General features: G+C 61.8%; 16 protein-coding genes. 6 read left to right on the forward strand and 10 right to left on the reverse strand.

The window, feature by feature from the left end:
• Nucleotides 1–4: 4 nt before the first annotated feature.
• Genes LDZ23_RS21185 through LDZ23_RS21195 form a run of 3 tightly spaced genes read left to right on the forward strand, consistent with a single transcriptional unit; the run spans nucleotide 5 to nucleotide 3469 of the window.
• The gene (locus tag LDZ23_RS21185; protein WP_034470969.1) at nucleotides 5–2251 is read left to right on the forward strand and encodes a DUF802 domain-containing protein; all 2247 of its coding nucleotides are present in this window, start codon (nucleotides 5–7) and stop codon (nucleotides 2249–2251) included.
• Nucleotides 2248–2895, forward strand: a complete 648-nt coding sequence (locus LDZ23_RS21190; protein WP_008347904.1) for an OmpA family protein — start codon at nucleotides 2248–2250, stop codon at nucleotides 2893–2895. The genes LDZ23_RS21185 and LDZ23_RS21190 overlap by 4 nt, the downstream gene beginning before the upstream one ends.
• The gene (locus LDZ23_RS21195) at nucleotides 2888–3469 is read left to right on the forward strand and encodes a DUF2894 domain-containing protein (RefSeq protein WP_033536191.1); all 582 of its coding nucleotides are present in this window, start codon (nucleotides 2888–2890) and stop codon (nucleotides 3467–3469) included. Before LDZ23_RS21190 ends, LDZ23_RS21195 begins: the two co-directional genes overlap by 8 nt.
• A gap of 42 nt (nucleotides 3470–3511) precedes the next feature.
• On the opposite strand, the gene LDZ23_RS21200 is transcribed toward LDZ23_RS21195, so the two are convergent.
• From LDZ23_RS21200 to LDZ23_RS21235, 8 genes are all read right to left on the reverse strand, one after another.
• Nucleotides 3512–4495, reverse strand: coding sequence for a transketolase family protein (locus LDZ23_RS21200; RefSeq protein ID WP_008347908.1), 984 nt, complete (start codon nucleotides 4493–4495; stop codon nucleotides 3512–3514).
• A complete protein-coding gene (locus LDZ23_RS21205; protein ID WP_008347910.1) occupies nucleotides 4492–5334 on the reverse strand; it encodes a transketolase in 843 nt (280 codons plus the stop codon). The genes LDZ23_RS21200 and LDZ23_RS21205 overlap by 4 nt, the downstream gene beginning before the upstream one ends.
• A 24-nt stretch (nucleotides 5335–5358) precedes the next feature.
• A complete protein-coding gene (locus LDZ23_RS21210; RefSeq protein ID WP_008347912.1) occupies nucleotides 5359–6687 on the reverse strand; it encodes an MFS transporter in 1329 nt (442 codons plus the stop codon).
• A gap of 55 nt (nucleotides 6688–6742) precedes the next feature.
• On the reverse strand, nucleotides 6743–7492 hold the full coding sequence (locus LDZ23_RS21215) for an SDR family NAD(P)-dependent oxidoreductase (RefSeq protein WP_008347913.1): 750 nt from the start codon (nucleotides 7490–7492) through the stop codon (nucleotides 6743–6745).
• Between the two features lie 93 nt (nucleotides 7493–7585).
• A complete protein-coding gene (locus LDZ23_RS21220) occupies nucleotides 7586–8479 on the reverse strand; it encodes a LysR substrate-binding domain-containing protein (RefSeq protein WP_008347915.1) in 894 nt (297 codons plus the stop codon).
• A gap of 6 nt (nucleotides 8480–8485) precedes the next feature.
• Nucleotides 8486–9073 (reverse strand): peroxidase-related enzyme, encoded by a 588-nt coding sequence (locus LDZ23_RS21225; protein ID WP_008347918.1) that lies wholly within the window; start codon nucleotides 9071–9073, stop codon nucleotides 8486–8488.
• A 48-nt stretch (nucleotides 9074–9121) separates the two neighbouring features.
• Nucleotides 9122–11731: a PAS domain-containing hybrid sensor histidine kinase/response regulator gene (locus LDZ23_RS21230; RefSeq protein WP_008347921.1), complete on the reverse strand. Its 2610-nt coding sequence runs from the start codon at nucleotides 11729–11731 to the stop codon at nucleotides 9122–9124.
• A 230-nt stretch (nucleotides 11732–11961) separates the two neighbouring features.
• Nucleotides 11962–12303 (reverse strand): hypothetical protein, encoded by a 342-nt coding sequence (locus LDZ23_RS21235; RefSeq protein ID WP_244808209.1) that lies wholly within the window; start codon nucleotides 12301–12303, stop codon nucleotides 11962–11964.
• Between the two features lie 22 nt (nucleotides 12304–12325).
• Between LDZ23_RS21235 and LDZ23_RS21240 the strand changes: the two genes are divergently transcribed.
• Entirely contained in the window at nucleotides 12326–13432 is a 1107-nt protein-coding gene (locus LDZ23_RS21240; RefSeq protein ID WP_235366220.1) for an aldose epimerase family protein, read from the forward strand.
• Between the two features lie 205 nt (nucleotides 13433–13637).
• On the opposite strand, the gene LDZ23_RS21245 is transcribed toward LDZ23_RS21240, so the two are convergent.
• Nucleotides 13638–13934, reverse strand: coding sequence for a hypothetical protein (locus tag LDZ23_RS21245; protein WP_008347927.1), 297 nt, complete (start codon nucleotides 13932–13934; stop codon nucleotides 13638–13640).
• A gap of 272 nt (nucleotides 13935–14206) precedes the next feature.
• Here LDZ23_RS21245 and LDZ23_RS21250 point away from each other — a divergent pair, with 272 nt between their 5' ends.
• Nucleotides 14207–15259: a helix-turn-helix transcriptional regulator gene (locus LDZ23_RS21250; protein WP_008347929.1), complete on the forward strand. Its 1053-nt coding sequence runs from the start codon at nucleotides 14207–14209 to the stop codon at nucleotides 15257–15259.
• Here LDZ23_RS21250 and LDZ23_RS21255 read toward each other — a convergent pair.
• A complete protein-coding gene (locus LDZ23_RS21255) occupies nucleotides 15210–16499 on the reverse strand; it encodes an MFS transporter (RefSeq protein WP_244808210.1) in 1290 nt (429 codons plus the stop codon). The two genes, LDZ23_RS21250 and LDZ23_RS21255, sit on opposite strands and share 50 nt — an antisense overlap.
• Before the next feature lie 145 nt (nucleotides 16500–16644).
• Between LDZ23_RS21255 and LDZ23_RS21260 the strand changes: the two genes are divergently transcribed.
• Complete coding sequence (locus LDZ23_RS21260; protein ID WP_008347933.1) at nucleotides 16645–17526, forward strand: RNA polymerase sigma-70 factor; 882 nt, start codon at nucleotides 16645–16647, stop codon at nucleotides 17524–17526.
• Nucleotides 17527–17558: the final 32 nt, after the last annotated feature.

Raw genomic sequence — 17558 nt, forward strand, 5'->3', positions numbered from 1 at the left:
CGCTATGCCCCGAAATCTTTTGAACATCGCTGTATTTTCGATTGGCCTCGCCGCGGTGCTCGGCATCGGCATTGCATACGTCACGTCGAATGCGATCGCGTTCGCCGTCACGCTCGTGATCGCCGCATGCTATCTCGCGGGCGCGGCGGAATTGCGCCGCTATCAACAGATCACCGGCTCGCTCGAACAGGCCGTCGCACAACTCTCGACCGCGCCGCGCAGCCTCGCCGTGTGGCTCGACAGCCTCGATCCGAGCCTGCGCAATGCGGTGCGTCTGCGTGTCGAAGGCGAGCGCGCGCCGTTGCCCGGTCCGGTGCTCGCGCCGTATCTCGTCGGTCTGCTCGTGTTGCTCGGCATGCTCGGTACGCTGCTCGGCATGGTCGCGACCTTGCGCGGCACCGGCACGGCGCTGCAAAGCGCATCCGATCTGACGGCGATCCGCGCATCGCTTTCCGCGCCCGTGACGGGGCTGGGCTTCGCGTTCGGCACGTCGATCGCGGGTGTCGCGACATCCGCGATGCTCGGCCTGCTGTCGGCGCTGTGCCGTCGCGAGCGTCTTCATGTCACGCAGCAACTCGACGTGAAGATCGCGACGACACTTCGCGTCTTCACGCGGGCGCATCAACGCGACGAAACGTTCAAGCTGCTGCAGCTTCAGACCGAACTGATGCCGAAGCTCGTCGATCGTCTTCAGTCGATGACGATCGCAATCGAACAGCAAAGCCTCGCCGCGAGCGAGCGTCAGATCGCGAGTCAGGATGCGTTTCATGCGAAAGCGGAGACGTCGTATCGGCGGCTCGCAACATCGGTCGAACTGTCGTTGAAGCAAAGCGTTGCCGATAGCGCGCGCGCCGCGAGCGCCGCGTTGCAGCCCGTCATGCAGGCGACGATGGATGGCATCGCGCGCGAAGTCACCGCGTTGCACGGCAATGTCGAGCAGGCGGTGGCGCGTCAACTGGAAGGCTTGTCGAGCGGCTTCGAGGCATCGTCGGCGAAGGTCGCGGACATCTGGAACGCATCGCTCGCGAAGCACGCGCAGTCGAACGCAACGCTCGTCGGCGAGATGAGCGCGTCGCTCGATCGCTTCGCGCAAGCATTCGAGCAACGTTCGACGCATCTCGTCGACGGCGTGTCCGCGCAAATGGATCGCGTGTCGGGCGCGCTGGCGTCGTCGGTTGCGAAGCACGAGCAATCGCGCGATGCGCTCGTCGCACGCATGGATGCATCGCTGGAACGCTTCGCACAGACTTTCGATACGCGTTCGTCCGGCTTGATCGACGATGTGTCCGCGCGCCTCGAAACCGCGACGGGCAACATGTCGCAAGCGTGGACCGATGCGCTCGCACAGCACGCGCGCGCGAGCGAGCAGGCAGCCGCGCAGAACCAGAACGCGTTGACGACCGCGGCGGCCAGCTTCGAGCAACATGCAGCGGCGCTCGTGCAATCGGTCGATCGTTCGCATGCGGATTTACGCGCCGAACTCGCGCAAAGCGGGGAAGAGCGCCTCGCCACATGGAGCAGCGCGCTCGACTCGATGACCGGCTCGTTGCGCGAGCAATGGCAGCAAACGAGCGACGTCGCGGCGAATCGTCAGAAGGACATCTGCGATGCCCTCGCGCAAACCGCGCGCGACATGTCCGCGCAATCGCAGACACACGCGAGCGCGACCATCGCGGAGATCGAGCGGCTCGTGCAGGCTGCATCGGAAGCACCGAAGGCAGCCGCCGAAGTCGTCGCCGAAATGCGTCAGAAGCTGTCCGATTCGATGGTCCGCGATACCGCGATGCTCGATGAACGCAGCCGCTTGCTCGCCACCGTCGAGACATTGCTCGGCGCGGTGAACCTCGCATCGAACGAGCAACGCGCCGCGATCGATGCGCTCGTCGACACATCGGCGACGCTGCTCGAACGCGTCGGCGCGCAGTTCACCGGCACGGTCGAAGCCGAGGCCGGCAAACTCGTTTCGATGGCCGCGCAAGTGACGACGAGCGCCGTCGAAATGGCGAGCCTCTCGGATGCGTTCGGCGCGGCCGTGCAGTCTTTCGGCGAATCGAACGACAAGCTCGTCGCGCATCTAGAACGCATCGAAAGCGCGCTCGACAAATCGCTTGCGCGCAGCGATGAACAGCTCGCGTATTACGTTGCGCAGGCGAAGGAAGTGATCGATCTGAGCATGATGTCGCAGAAGCAGATCGTCGAGGACTTGCAGCATATCGCCGGGCAACGCGTGGCCGGAGCGCGCGCGGCATGAACGAGGAAATCGACGGCGGCGCGGAACACGCCGCGCCGATCTGGGCCGCGTTCGCCGATCTGATGTCGGTGCTGCTGGGCGCGTTCGTGCTGATACTCGTCGGCGTGATCGGCGTGCAGTTGCAGCTGGAGAACAAGCTCGACGAAGAGGTGAAGCATCGTCAGGAAGAGACGCAGCGCCGCAAGACGCTGGAACAGGCGCTCGCGGGACCGCTCGCATCGGGACGCGTGACGCTCGTGAACGGTCGCATCGGCATCAGCGGCAGCGTGCTTTTCGCGCTCAATTCCGATCAATTGCAGCCGCAGGGCCGCGATGTGCTGAAGAGTCTCGCAGCGCCGCTTTCGACGTATCTGCGTGCGCATGAAGAGATTCTCATGGTGAGCGGTTTCGCCGACGATCAGCAAGTCCACGAAGGCAACCGCCGATTCGCGGACAACTGGGAGCTTTCAGCGAAACGCGCACTGACGGTCATGCGCGCGTTGATCGATGCGGGCGTGCCTTCGTCGTCGGTGTTCGCGGCGGCGTTCGGCTCGGAACAGCCGGTGAGTTCCAATGCCGATGAAAGCGGGCGCGCGAAGAATCGACGCGTGGAGATTTCAGCTGTGCCGCGTTCGTCGGATGGCGCGGTGAAGGCGCATGAGTAACGTGGCCTCTGCACGCGCGATACTCGAAGCATGGCGCGCGAATGGCGACGATCGCGCGAATCCCGTGCGCTTCCTTCTGATCGATGCGCTGGACAAGCGCGCGGCCGCGTATGAAGGCGAGGCGCGTCGCCTGCTCGATGAACGTGTCGCGCAATTGCTCGATGCGTATCGAAGCGATATGGAACGTGCTGCATCTTCGGATGCACCGATAAGCGATGCCGATGTGCGCGGTCCGCTGGCAACGCTGATCGCTGACATCGCCAAAGCATCTTCGATGCATGGAACATCTCATGCGGAGTTGCTCGATTACTTTCGCGCGGTATGGTCGAAAGTCAGTGCGGAAAAGCAGTTGCGCGATTCGCTCGCACAGGTGCCCCGAAACGCAGGACCGCTCAATTCGAGCAGTCTCGTGCATCGTTCGTTGTCGCTGATGCGCGAAGTATCGCCGGGTTATCTCCAGCAATTTCTTGCCTACGTCGATGCGCTTTCGTGGATGGAAGAGTTGAACGGGCCGACTGTGACCGTCGCGAAAGAAGCGTCGGGTGCGAAGAAGGGCGGACGCAAGAAGAAGTGATGAAGCGCCGCGCGATTCATCGATCGCGCGGCGTGCAGTCTGTTACGCGAGCCAGCCTTTGATCGTGCTCGACATCACGTTCGTCGAAATGCCGTAGCGATCGTGCAGCGTAGGCAACGCGCCTGCATCGAGGAACGCATCGGGCAATGCGATCTGACGATAAGCCGGCGCGACCCCCGCCGTCAGCAGTGCGGTTGCCACCGCTTCGCCGAGCCCGCCGATCACCGTATGGTTTTCCGCCACCACGACGAGACGTCCCGAGCGCTTCGCTTCGCGGACGATCGTCTCCGTGTCGAGCGGCTTGATCGTCGGCACATGCAGCACGGCGACATCGACGTTATCGGCTTGCAATGCCTTCGCGGTTTCGAGCGCGCGCATCGTCAGAATGCCCGACGAAATGATGAGCACGTCCCGGCCATCGCGCAGCAGCTTCGCCTTGCCGAGTTCAAAGCGATAGTCGTATTCGTCGAGCACGGCGGGCACGTTGCCGCGCAAGAGACGCGCATACACCGGACCTTTGTGCGCGGCGATCGCGGGCACCATCTGTTCGATATCGAGCGCATCGCACGGATCGATCACGGTCATGTTCGGCATCGCGCGCATCAGTGCGAGGTCCTCCGCGGCTTGATGGCTCGGGCCGTAACCCGTCGTGAGTCCCGGCAGCGCGGCGACGATCTTTACATCGAGATTGTCTTCCGCGATCGTTTGATGGATGAAGTCATACGCACGGCGCGTCGCGAATACCGCGTACGTCGTGACGAACGGCTGCGCGCCTTCGTGTGCGAAGCCCGCAGCCGCGCCCATCAGCAATTGCTCGGCCATGCCCATCTGGTAGTAACGCTCGGGGAATGCCTTCGCGAAGATATGCAGGTCCGTGTACTTGCCGAGATCGGCCGTCATGCCGATGATATTCGTCTTCGTGCGCGCTTCTTCCACGAGCGCATGGCCGAAGGGGGCCGAACGCGTGACCTGTCCTTCGCTTGCGATCGACGCGATCATCGCGGATGTCTTCAAACGAGTGCTCATGCTTGTCTCCCTGCTTCGAGTGCTTGCAGCGCCAGTTGCCATTCATGGGCATCGACGCGGATGAAGTGGTTTTTCTCGCGTTGTTCGAGAAAGGGCACGCCACGGCCCATCTGCGTATCGCATACGATGATGCGCGGCTTCGCGTCCTCAAGATTGCGCGCGTTGTCGAAAGCGTTCTTCACCGCATCGATGTCGTTGCCGTTCACGCGCTGCACGTACCAGCCGAATGCTTCGAGCTTGTCGACGAGCGGCTCGAACGACATGATCTGCGTCGACGGGCCATCCGCCTGCTGATTGTTCACATCGACCATTGCGATGAGATTGTCGAGCTTCCAGTGCGCCGCCGACATCAGACCTTCCCAGATCGAGCCTTCATCGAGCTCGCCATCGGAGAAGAGCGTGTACACGAAAGACTTCGAGCCCTTGCGCTTCAGACCGAGGCAGCGGCCCACAGCGATCGTGAGACCTTGCCCGAGCGACCCGCCGGACATTTCCATGCCGGGCGTGTAGCTTGCCATGCCGGACATCGGCAGACGGCTATCGTCGCTGCCATACGTTTCGAGTTCCTCTTGCGGCAGGATGCCTGCTTCGAAGAGCGCGGCATACAGCGCAATTGCATAGTGACCGTTCGACAGCAGGAAGCGGTCGCGGCCTTCCCATTCGGGATCGTCGGGGCGGTAGTTCATCGCGCCGAAGTAGGCGACGGCCAGCACATCGGCGATATCGAGCGCCTGGCCGATATAACCTTGACCTTGCACTTCGCCCATCAGAAGGGCGTTGCGGCGGATACGATAGGCGCGCTCGGCGAGCGTCACCTCTTCGATAACGGGAGCATTCATGCGTTGTCTCCTTGATTAATAAAATTAGCGATTGACCGTTTTCGCGGGCACGAAGAACACGAGCGCCGCGCCGATCACGATGGCTATGGAAATGAAGATCAGGCCCGCGGTCGATTTGCCGGTGAAGTCGTTGAGCCATCCGACGATGGCAGGCGAGAAGAAGCCCGCGAGATTGGCGAAGCAGTTGACCGCGGCAATGCCCGCCGCCGCCGACATGCCGCCCAGCACAGCCGTAGGCAAGGACCAGAATTGCGACGATGACGCGAGGATGCCTGCTGCCGCGATGCTCACGCAGACGATCGATGCGCCCACGCTGCCGAGCATCGGCAAGGTGGCGAAGCCGGCTGCGGACACAAGCATCGGAATCGCGAGATGCAGGCGGCGTTCGCGACGCTTGTCGGCACTTGCACCGATCAGCGGCAGCGCGACGATGGCGCAGAGATACGGAATCGCGGTGAGAATGCCGACCCACAGCGGGTCCGCTACGCCGGTGCGGCGCACGATGGTCGGCAGCCAGAACGTGAGTCCGTATTGACCCATCACGACGCAGAAGTAGATCGCGGCCATCAGCCAAAGACGACGATCGCCGATGAATGCGCGGATCGATACGTGCTTCACCGTCTGCGCGTTGTCCTTCTCGACATTGCGCCGAAGCAATGCTTTCTCTTCGTCGCTGAGCCACTTCGCGCCGGCGATGCCGTTGTCGAGGTAGAACAGGATCGCGACACCCAGAAAGAGCGAAGGCAGCGCTTCGAGCATGAAGAGCCACTTCCATCCGGCGAGCCCCTGCACGCCCTGGAACGCATGCATGATGTAGCCCGAGATCGGTCCGCCGACGATGCCCGCGAGCGGAATCGCCATGAAGAACAGCGAGAGCGCTTTGGCGCGGCGCGCGGCGGGAAACCAGTACGTCAGATAGAGAATGACGCCCGGCGCGAAACCCGCTTCTGCGACGCCCAGCAAAAATCGCAGGACATAGAAGACTGTCGGTGACTTCACGAACACGAAGCTCGCGGATATCACGGCCCACGTCAGCATGATGCGTGCGAGCCAGTTGCGCGCGCCCACTTTATGAAGGATGACGTTACTGGGCACTTCGAACAGGAAGTAGCCGAGAAAGAAGATGCCCGCGCCGATGCCGTAGATGGTTTCGGAGAAGCGCAGATCGTTGAGCATCTGCAGCTTGGCGAAGCCGACGTTCACGCGATCCAGATACGCGCCGAGATAGCACAGCATCAGAAAGGGAATCAGGCGGCGTCCGACCTTGGCATAGGTCTTTGCTTCGAAGCTGGCGGCATCGTCGGACGATGTGAACTCAGCGCTTACCGCCGCCGCGGATAACTTTGATTTCATGTGTGTCTCCATCCATGTTCGGCGCCCTGGTTTCCAGGTGCGCCCGTACGTGCAATCAATGAATCAGCATGCCGCCGTTGACATCGAGTGTGACGCCAGTGAGATAGGAAGAAAGATCGCTCGCGAGATACAGGCACGCGTTGGCGATATCCGCTGCATCGCCGAGACGCGCGAGCGGAATGCTCTTGATGATGTCCGCGCGCATTTCGGGCGTGAGCTTGTCACCGGTGATGTCGGTTTGAATGAGGCCCGGCGTGATCGAATTCACACGGATGCCGTCGGCGCCGAATTCACGCGCCATTGCCTTCGCGAGGCCCAGCACGCCGGCCTTCGCCGCGCTGTAATGCGGCCCGCCGAAGATGCCGCCGCCACGTTGCGCCGACACTGACGACATGCATACGATGCTGCCGCTCTTCTGCTTTTTCATCTGCGGAATAACGGCTTGCGACATATACAGCGTGCCGCGCAGATTCACGTCGATGACGGCATCGAAGTTATCCGCGCCTATCTCCAGCGTCTTGATCGGCTGCGTGATGCCCGCGTTGTTGATGAGCGCGTCGATGCGTCCGTACTTATCGATGGTGGCATTGGCGGCCGCGATGCACGCGTTCTTATCGGTGACGTCGCAAGCGAGACCGAGATGGCCATCGCCCAGATCGTTCGCGGCGCTTTGCGCGTCTGCTTCCTTCAGATCCAGCACGACGATGCGCGCGCCTTGCGCCGCAAGCGCCTTCGCCGTTGCCTTGCCGATACCGCGCGCCGAAGCCGCGCCCGTGACGATCACTACCTGGTTCTCGAGCAACATCGTTGTCTCCGTTGGTTGTCTGGTGTAGGCGCAGTTTCTCCGCCTTCGACCTGACGATCAACGCAGTTTGGCTCAACTATTGCTGAGAAATTTTCAGGTATCGCCGCGACGCTCGATTTGCTGATCCATCCACGCCAGAAACTTTGCGACGCGTGGCAATCCGGCGTTTTGACTCGGGTAAACGAGATGATGCGCGCCGACTTCGACCGCGTATTCCTTGCCGAATACAGGCACGAGCGAACCGCGTTCCAGATGCCCGGACGCGAGCATCGTGCTTTCGAGCGCGATGCCGTGACCGAGCGCGGCCGCTTCGAGCGACATGTACGAGCGGTCGAATGAAAAGTCGAATGCCTTGCGCTTCACCGCGACGCCGAACTTGCCGAACCACTGCTGCCATTGAACGAGCGGCGATTCGGAGAGAATCAGACGACGGTCGAGCAGATCATCGGGCGTAGCGACTGGAAAGCGTTCGAGATAGGCGCGCGAAGCGAGCGGCGCAATGGTTTCATGCCGCAGCGTCTTCACTTCGACATCGGTCCAATGAGCATAGCCATGACGCACGGCGATATCGTAGTAACCCGATGTGAACGACACGTCTTCATACGAGCACGCGAGGTTCATTTGAATATCGCCATTGGCTTCCTGAAACGCGGCGAGACGCGGCAATAGCCACATCAGGCCGAAGCTCGGACTCGAATGAATGCGCAGTATCTCGACGGATGTTTCGCTCGATGCGCGTTCCGTCGCGCGATTCAATTCGGCGAGCGCGCCGGTGACGTCGGCAAGATATTGCGTGCCGGTCGGCGTGAGGACGAGACCGCGGCCGAACCGCGTGAACAACGGCCGCCCGACGATGCTCTCCAGATTCGCCAGTTGATGACTGACGGCCGAAGGCGTGAGGCCGAGTTCGTCGGCTGCGCGGTTGACGCTCTTCGTGCGCGCGACGCTCTCGAACGCGATGATGGATTTGAGCGGAGGAAGGCGCATGGAAGCTTACTTCGGCTCCTTCGGCACGCGCCCCATCAAAAAGAACTCGTCGTTGGGCCGCATTGAAATGACATTCGCCATGCGATTCGATAACCCGAAAAATGCGGTGATCGCGGCGATATCCCAGATATCTTCATCGCTGAAATCATGCGCGTGCAATGCCGCGAAGTCGGCATCATCCACCGTGCCCGATGCGCGGCATACCTTAAGCGCAAAATCGAGCATCGCCTTCTGACGCGGCGTGATATCCGCCTTGCGATGATTCACCGCCACCTGATCCGCCACGAGCGCGTTCTTTTCATAGATGCGCAGAATCGCTCCGTGCGCGACGACGCAATAAAGGCAATCGTTCACCGCGCTCGTCGCGACGACGATCATCTCGCGCTCGCCCTTGCTCAGGCCGCCTTCCTTGAGCATCAGCGCATCGTGATAAGCGAAGAACGCGCGGAATTCATCGGGCCGGTACGCAAGCGTGAGAAACACGTTCGGCACGAACCCCGCCTTGTCCTGCACTTCGAGAATGCGTGCGCGGATATCGTCGGGCCATTCTTTCGGATCGGGAACGGGATAGCGGCTGATGGGCTTTGGCGTCATGACGTCCTCGAAGGCTTGATCGAACGCCCATTGTAGAGCGAGAGTTCGTCAACGCGTGACTGTGAGCGACGACAATAGCTTCAAGAGGCTCTCGACATTCACGGGCTTCACGAAGTGATAGTCGAAGCCTGCCGATTGCGCGCGCAATCGGTCTTCGGCCTGGCCATAACCCGTGATCGCGATCAGCAAAGGCGTCGTGTCTCCCTTGCGACGCAAACGACGCGCGAGTTCGTAGCCGTCGATATCTGGCAGGCCGATATCGAGCAGCGCCACATCGGGCTGCAAGAGCGGCGCGGCTTCCAGCGCTTCCGCCGATGAATACGCGACGCGCGCGACATGTTCCTCCGACTCGCACAGCATCGCGAGCGAATCGGCGGCATCGCGGTTATCGTCCACGACGAGAATGCGCAGCGCCGTGCGCGTCTCGCGCATGCTCGTCTCCGAAAGTGCGAGCGCGGAATGCCTTTCGTGATGATGCAAACGCGGCAGCCGCACGGTTACCGTCGTGCCGAGGCCCGGTCCCGGGCTTTGCACGGTGATCGTGCCTTTATGCATTTCCACGAGCTTCTTCACGAGAGAAAGCCCGATGCCGAGGCCGCCGTTCGAGCGGTCGAGCGTGCGCTCGCCTTGCGAGAATAGCTCGAATACTTTCGGCAGAAGGTCGGCGGAAATGCCCGTGCCCGTATCGGCGATGACGATAGACACCGAATCGTCGGCAGCCTGCACACTCACGCTGATACGGCCTTGCTCCGGTGTGTACTTGCTCGCATTGTTCAGCACGTTGACAAGGATCTGCGAGAGACGCGTGGGATCGCCGCAGACCCATGTCGTCGCATCGGAAACATCGACTTGAATGTTTTGCGAACGCGACTCGACCATGCCCGCAATGGCTTCGACTGCGTGATATACCGCCGTGCCGACGAGAATCGGTTCGAGTTGCAAGGCGATGCGTCCCTGCGTAATGCGCGAAACCTCCAGCAAGTCGTCGACGATGCGCGTCATGTGCTCCACTTGCCGGCGCATGAGATCGATAAGATCGCGCGGATGCGTGTCGCCATCTTGATCCTTTTGCAGGAGCGCTATGGCCGTTCGCAGCGGCGCAAGCGGATTGCGCAGTTCATGCGCGAGCATCGCGAGGAACTCGTCCTTGCGTCGTCCCGCTTCGCGCAACATCAGCTCCATATGCTTGCGTTCGGTGATGTCTATCACGCTGCCGATGATGCGCAGCGGCTCGCCGTCCTTGCTGCGCTGGAGCAGGGCGCTGCCTTGCATCCACTGTTCTCCGTGCATGTTGCGCACCCGAAACTCGAAATGTCCCTCGGCGCCTTCACCGGCCGCGATGCTGCGCACATAGCGATCGAGCATGGCGCTGTCATCGGGATGCACGCGTGCGAGCGCTGCCTCATAGCTGAGCGTTTCGGTGGTCTGACGCTCGCCGCCGGTTTCGAGCGACAACGTCCACGTCGCGAGTTCCAGCGACGCGATATGAATGTTCGCGGCCTGCATCGCCACCGTGAGGCGCAAGCTGCGCGCCTCGATTGCGGCTTGCGCTTCGAAGCGCGGCGTGACGTCGGTCGTCGTGCCGAACCATTCCTGCAAGCTACCCTTGTCGTCGTAGAGTGGCGCGGCGTGCGCCTGCACCATGCGATAAACGCCGTCGCGACGGTACATGCGAAAGGTGAGCGTGCAAGCGACGCCGTCGCGCAATGCATCGAGCCACGCCTGATGCGTGCGCTCGCGATCGTCGGGATGGATGTAATCGAGCCAGCCCCACCCGGACAACACGTCCGGTGATGTGCCCGTGAACTGTTCCCATTCGCCGCCAGAAGGACGAATTTCGCCGTTTGCATCGGCGGACCAGACGAGCGCGCCCGTCGTTTCGACGAGTGCCCGATAGCGTCGTTCCGAAAGGCTCAGGCGATCTTCATCGGCGCGTTGCGTGCTGATATCGAAGCTCACGCCATAGACGCGCGTGAGCACGCCATGACGGTCGAACTCGGGATGCCCGCGCATGCGCAGCCATCGGCGTTGTCCTTGTTCGCTTTCCAGAACGAAGTCGAATTCGAATGGTCCGCCATCGCGCAATGCTTCGGTCAACTTGCGCTGAAACGGCTCGCGATGTTCGGGCGCGACGCGGTCCCACACTTCCGAAAGAAGAACCGCTTCGGTTCCCGGCGGAAAAGAATAGAGCGCGGCGAGCTGTGCGGTCATGCGTACGACGCGCGTCTTCATGTCCCATTCCCACGCGCCCATGCGTGCGCCCGCGAAAGCGGCCTGCAAGCGCCGCTCGCTGGCTTCATACATTGCCCATGCGTGACGACACTCATGAATGTCGATGGCCACACCGACCGTCTCGCCGATCTGCCCTTCCTCATCGCGCCGCGCCTGAAGATGGAGCGTATGCCAGCGGAACGCGGCATCGTTGCGTAACAGGCGCACATCGACGTTGCGAAGCAGCGTGCCGTCGCGCATCTGACGCAGTGCTTCGAGAACCGGCGGGATGTCGTCGGGGTGAACAAAAGCTTTCCAATGCTGCCCGACGAGTTCGGGAAACGGAATGCCGAGATACCGGCAAGCCCACGGATTGGCGTACTGGATTACCCCGTCTCGTGCCGCGCGCCACACAAACGACGGCAGGAAATGAGCAGGATCGTGCATGGCGTCCTTGCTTCCTTACTCCGGCGAAAAGCGTCGCCGCGCACGCCATCCGAGGCTTTGATAGCTTAGGGATACCATACAACAAAAGCGATGGGCTTCATCGCGATACGGCGATGCAGCCATCATCGCTCCGAAAGGTTATATGTAATTTATACGTATCAAAGAATGTTTCGTCTTATGAATCAGCGCGTCGCCTTATTGATTCATTGGACGATAGCAAGCACGCAAGATCAGCCGGCCTCACCTACGTCTTTCGGATTCGGCAGCTTTTCTTCCTTGCTTTGATCGGTGCGCTTCGGCGGCTCGGGCTCATTTCTCATCGTGCGCTTTTGCTCGTCGGACAAGCGGCGGTCGGCCATGTTCGGATCTTCTGGCGTTTGGGTGGGCGGCGTCGGTCGATCGGTTTGCTGATTCATGAGCGGCTCCTTGTCGTGTTCGTCGGATGACATGAAGAGGTCGCATCCGACGTGCCCGCCGTACCGGGTACAGCCGATGCTCCACTCACACTCCGATGTATCGATCGAACGTTCTTCTCTCATTGCTCTTATGCAGTTCGCGAAAAACACGCTCATTCGTTTTGCCGCTATCGCATGCATGATTTTGTTATCGCCGCGCGGCTTCGCTGCTTCGATTGCCTCCGCGCCCTATGGCGCGACCCAACAAGGCCAGGCGGTGACGCAATTCACGTTGTCCAATGCGCGCGGCGTGTCGATGAACTGCATCACGTATGGCGGCATCGTCACGCGTCTCGATGTGCCGGACCGGCGCGGGCGTCGCGCGGATATCGTGCTCGGCTTTGGCTCGCTCAACGACTATGAGAAGTACAACGGCAAGATCCATTTCGGCGGTCTGATCGGGCGTTATGCGAATCGCATCGCCGATGGAAAGTTCGAACTTGATGGCCGCGACTACAAGCTGCCCGTCAACGAGCCACCGAATACACTGCATGGCGGTCCGCATGGATTCGACGAGAAAGTCTGGACCGTGGTGAAGACGTTTCAGGGCGCGCAAGGCGCGGGCGTGCAGCTTCGCTATGTGAGTCCCGATGGCGAGAACGGCTTTCCCGGCACGCTTACTGTCGACGTAACCTACACGCTCACCGACGATAACGAAGTGCGTATCGACTATCGTGCGAAGACGGACAAGCCGACCGTCCTGAACCTCACGAACCATAGCTACTTCAACCTCGCGGGCGAGGGCAGCGGCAATGTCGAAGGGCAGCTCATCATGATCGCGGGATCGAGCTACACGCCGACGCGCGCCGATTCGATTCCGACCGGCGAGATGGCGAGCGTCGAGAACACACCGCTGGATCTGCGAGCGCTGACGCCGATCGGCGCGCGTTTGCGTTCGTCGAATCAGCAGATGCGTTATGCGCGCGGCTACGACCACAACTGGAAGCTCAACAAGAACGGCCAGCGCACTGGAGAACCCGGCTTTGCCGCGCGCGCCTACGATCCGTCGAGCGGCCGCGTGCTCGATGTCTATACGACGCAGCCCGGCTTGCAGTTCTACACGGGCAACGGTCTCGATGGCAGCGCGATCGGCACGTCGGGCGTGGCGTATCGACAAACGGATGGCTTCGCGCTAGAAACCCAGCATTTCCCGGACTCGCCGAACCGCCCCACGTTCCCATCGACCGAACTCAAGCCCGGCGACGAGTATCACGAAGTCACCGTCTGGAAGATCGGTGTGCGTTAGCGCATGTGTCGGGTGCGAATCGCACCCCGGGACGCGAAGCCACACGTAGAGGCACTTTTCGACGCGGTGGTCGGAATCGGCCCCCGCGTCGAGTGCTCTCTCTCAGGCTGGCCCTCGGAATTCGTTCGGCGCAAACGGAATTTTGCGTTTTGCATTCGAAATGCCTTGTCCTGCTTTGCATTTCGCATGCGCTGCTGGCGGAGCGCTAGGCGGCCGCCTTGTCGGAGTCTGCTGCCCGGTTCTGTTCGAGAAGATCGAGGAGCCGCAGCACGCGGGCGCGTTGCGTCGAGACGAGATCGCTTTCGTCGCCGACCGCGGCGAGCCGCCTTTTCCAGTAGGCATGATCGAACTGGTCGACCGCCTTTGAATTTCCCGATAGCGCGAGCGAACGGATCATGTGCTCGAGATGATCGAGCTGGGTGTCCGCGAGACGCGCGGGCTTGAGCATCGCTCGCGTGGCCTGCGCGGCGCGCCCGACTTGCACAATTTTCGACTTTTCCATGTGTGACGCCCCGAAACGTCTTTTCTCTCTTTATGTGCGGCTGAATTTTTTATCTTGACTAGCCGTAAACCCTAGGATGGGGAGTCAGCAATGTGACGGCGGGATGAAGGCAAGGAATCGCCGACCTGGCCGCCCACGACGCCGCACACGCTGCTCCTCGTCCAGCACGATACACCGGCATTCAAAATACGCTTTACCATGCGTCTCATTTGCTGGCGCGTATCGTGCGCGCCACAGCGCGAAGGACGACCCGACAACATCGACTGCCGCACATGCCCGCAGATTCCGATCCGCCGAAGATTTCCACGCACTTTTCGACGCGCGCCTGTCCGCGTGAGCGTCAATTGCTCGCATGGCGCGATCGGGTCGGGCATGTGGTCGATGTCGTGCCGGACAAGGATCAGATTGCACGCGGTTTCTCGGGCAGCATCGATTTGCATGCGGCGGGCGGCCTCGTGTTCACGGAAGCGCGCACCGACGCGCTCGTGCTCGAGCGATCTATCGCGCGCGTCTCCACTGACACGCGTCGCGATTTCGCATTTCACGTCTATGTGGAAGGCGAGACCGGTCACGTCAGCGGGCTGAGCGTCAAGCGCAGCGCGCCTGGCTCTGTGCGCGGCATCATCGCACTCGATCTGAATCAGCGCTTTCGCGTCGAACGTCCGGCGTGCCGCGTGCTGACGATGTTCGTACCGCGTGTAATCGTCGCCGCGCATATCGGCGACTGCGACGCGTTGCACGGTCGCGTGCTGCCCGATCACGCGCCGCTCGTGCATTTCGTGTTCGAACATTTCGAGGCCACCGCGCGAGAATTGCCGGTGCTCGACCGGCCCGACGCCGCTGACGCGCTCGATGCCGGCGCGCGGCTCCTGCTCGCGGCATTCGCCGACAAGCCGAATGCCGCGAGCGATTCACGCGCCGCACTGCAAACGGCCGTGAAGAGCCAGGTGAAGCGTTACATCGAAACGCGCCTGCATGAGGCCGATCTCACGCCGACCGCGATCGTCGAGGCACTCGGGCTCAAGCGCGCGACAGTCTATCGGTGGTTCGAGCAGGAGGGCGGGCTCGCCGCATATATTCGACTTCGCCGCTTGCGCGAAGCGGCCGACGAACTCGCGCTGTTTCCCAATCTGCGGATAGCGGATATCGCATTCGGTCTCGGCTTCAAGAGCGCATCGGATTTCACGCGCGCGTTTCGCCGCGCGTTCGACGTCAGTCCGCTCGAGATGCGCCTGCGCGCGCTCGAACTGTTGCGCGCGACGAGTGGCGATCCCGTCATGCGGATGCGCGCCGCGCACTCGCGCGGCCTTCCGGAAAGCGGCTGAGCGCAAGAAGCGTCAGGCAGTTTGCGGCGAGCAGATACCACGCGGGCGTCATTACGTTGCCCGTCGCGCCGACGAGCCATGCGACCGTCAACGGCGAGAATCCCCCGAAGATGACGACGCCGAAGGTATAGATCACGGCGAGGCTCGCCGCGCGCCGATGCTTCGGGAAGGCTTCGAGCATGAGCACCGAAGCGGCGCCCGCGTTGTTCAGCGCGACTGCGACATAGAGCAGGATGATGACGAGCGCGAGCCCATCCGGTGCGCCTCGCGTGAGCGCATAAAACGCGGGATAAGCCGTCGCGAGCGCGGCGAAGAGCGAGGCAGATTGCAGCGTCTTGCGGCTCATCAGCCGATCGGCCGCAAGCGCGACGAGCGGCGTGACGATCAGAATAACGAGGCCGGAGAGCGACGCGATCAGAAAGCTGATGACAGGCGGCCGCTGCAGCGTATGCGTCAGATAGCTCGGCATGTACAGCACGGCGATGTAGATGCTCGACGATGGCGCGGCCATCATCAGGATGCCGCATGCGAGCGGGCGCGCGTGCTCGCGCAGTACAGTTGCGAGCGGCGTGCGCGCGGGTCGGGGCTTCGACGTGGATGCGTCGCCCGGCATGCGGCGCAGAAACCATCCGAGCGGCGCGATCAGTCCGCCGATGAAGAAGGGCGCGCGCCATCCCCATTGCAAGAGTTGCTCCGGCGACAGAAGCGCCGATGTGCACGCGCCGACGAGCGCCGCCACGCACGCGGCCGCGCCCTGACTCGCACCACGCCAGCTGACGATGAAGCAGCGCCGTTCATAAGGCACGGCTTCCATCAGCAGCGCCGATGCCGGTCCGATCTCGCCGCCCGCCGCGAGTCCTTGCAAAAGCCGCGCGACCACGATCAGCACGGTCGCGCTCGCGCCGATCGCCGCGTGCGTCGGCAAGCATGCGATCAGCCACGTACCCAGCGCCATCACGGCGATCGACAGCCGCATGCCGGCTTCGCGTCCGCATCGATCCGCGTATCGTCCGATGAGCACTGCGCCGAGCGGACGCATCACGAAGCCGGCGCCGAATGTCGCGAGCGATAGCAGCAGAGACGAGGCGGGATCATGCGCGGGAAAGAACAGCCGCCCGATGATCGCCGCGGAGAAGCCGTACACAGTGAAGTCGTATGCGACGAAGCCATTGCTGTTCACCGTCGCTACGATGATGCGGGTCAGATTCGCGGGCGCTTGTGGACGTTCGATTTCAGTCATGAATGAGATTGGCGCGTTCGATTCCGGCCATCGATATTAACGGCCGTGTTATTCATATCTTTAAAGGAATATCGCGCACGCGTAATATACGATCTCCTTTCAAGCCGATGACTTCACAGACGTTCAGTAACGAGGAATCGCCTTCATGGATGACGCCACGCGCGAATTCGACCGCTTGCGCCCTCGTCTGCAGGGCATTGCGTATCGCATGCTCGGTTCGGTCGCCGAAGCCGAGGATATCGTGCAGGACGTATGGCTGCGCTGGCATGCGGCGGCTCACGAAGCGATCGAGAATGCCGAGGCGTGGCTCGTCGCAGTGACGACGCGCCATTCGATCGACCGGTTGCGCGCCGCGAAGTTGCAGCGCGAACACTACACCGGCATCTGGCTGCCCGAGCCGCAGATCACCGAGCCGCCGGCAACGCCGGAGGAGGTCACGGAGCGCGCGGACGACGTATCCGTCGCGTTCCTCATGCTGCTCGAACGCCTCACGCCCGAAGCGCGCGCGGCGTTTCTGTTGCGCGAGGTCTTCGACGCCGACTATGCGGAGGTCGCGAACATCATCGGCAAGACGGAGGCCGCATGCCGCCAGCTCGTGAGCCGAGCCAAGGCACAACTACGCGAAGAGCGTCCGCGACGTTCGGTGTCGCGAGAGATTCAAAGGCGCTTGCTGCATGCATTCGCGCACGCGATGGAGCTCGGCGATTTCGCAGCTATTCATGCGATGCTCGCGGAGGACGCCATGCTGATCGGCGATGGCGGCGGGCGCGTGCAGAGTTTCCCCAAACCGCTTTTGGGCGGCAAACGCATCGCGCAGCTTTTTTATGCGGCCTTTCTGCGGTATGGAAACGGCGTGCGTCTCGAACTCGTCATGCTGAATGAGCAATGGGCGCTGCTGCGTTTCATCGACGGCAAGCTCGAATCCGCGCAGACTTTCGATATCGAAGATGAACGCATCGTACGCATACAGGTGCAGCGCAATCCGGATAAGCTCGAACGCATTGCGGCTCGCCATGGCAATGCATGAACGCTCGCGATTCGATTGATGCGTGCGAGGCA

This window comes from Caballeronia zhejiangensis (assembly GCF_022879815.1).
Lineage (GTDB): Bacteria > Pseudomonadota > Gammaproteobacteria > Burkholderiales > Burkholderiaceae > Caballeronia > Caballeronia zhejiangensis.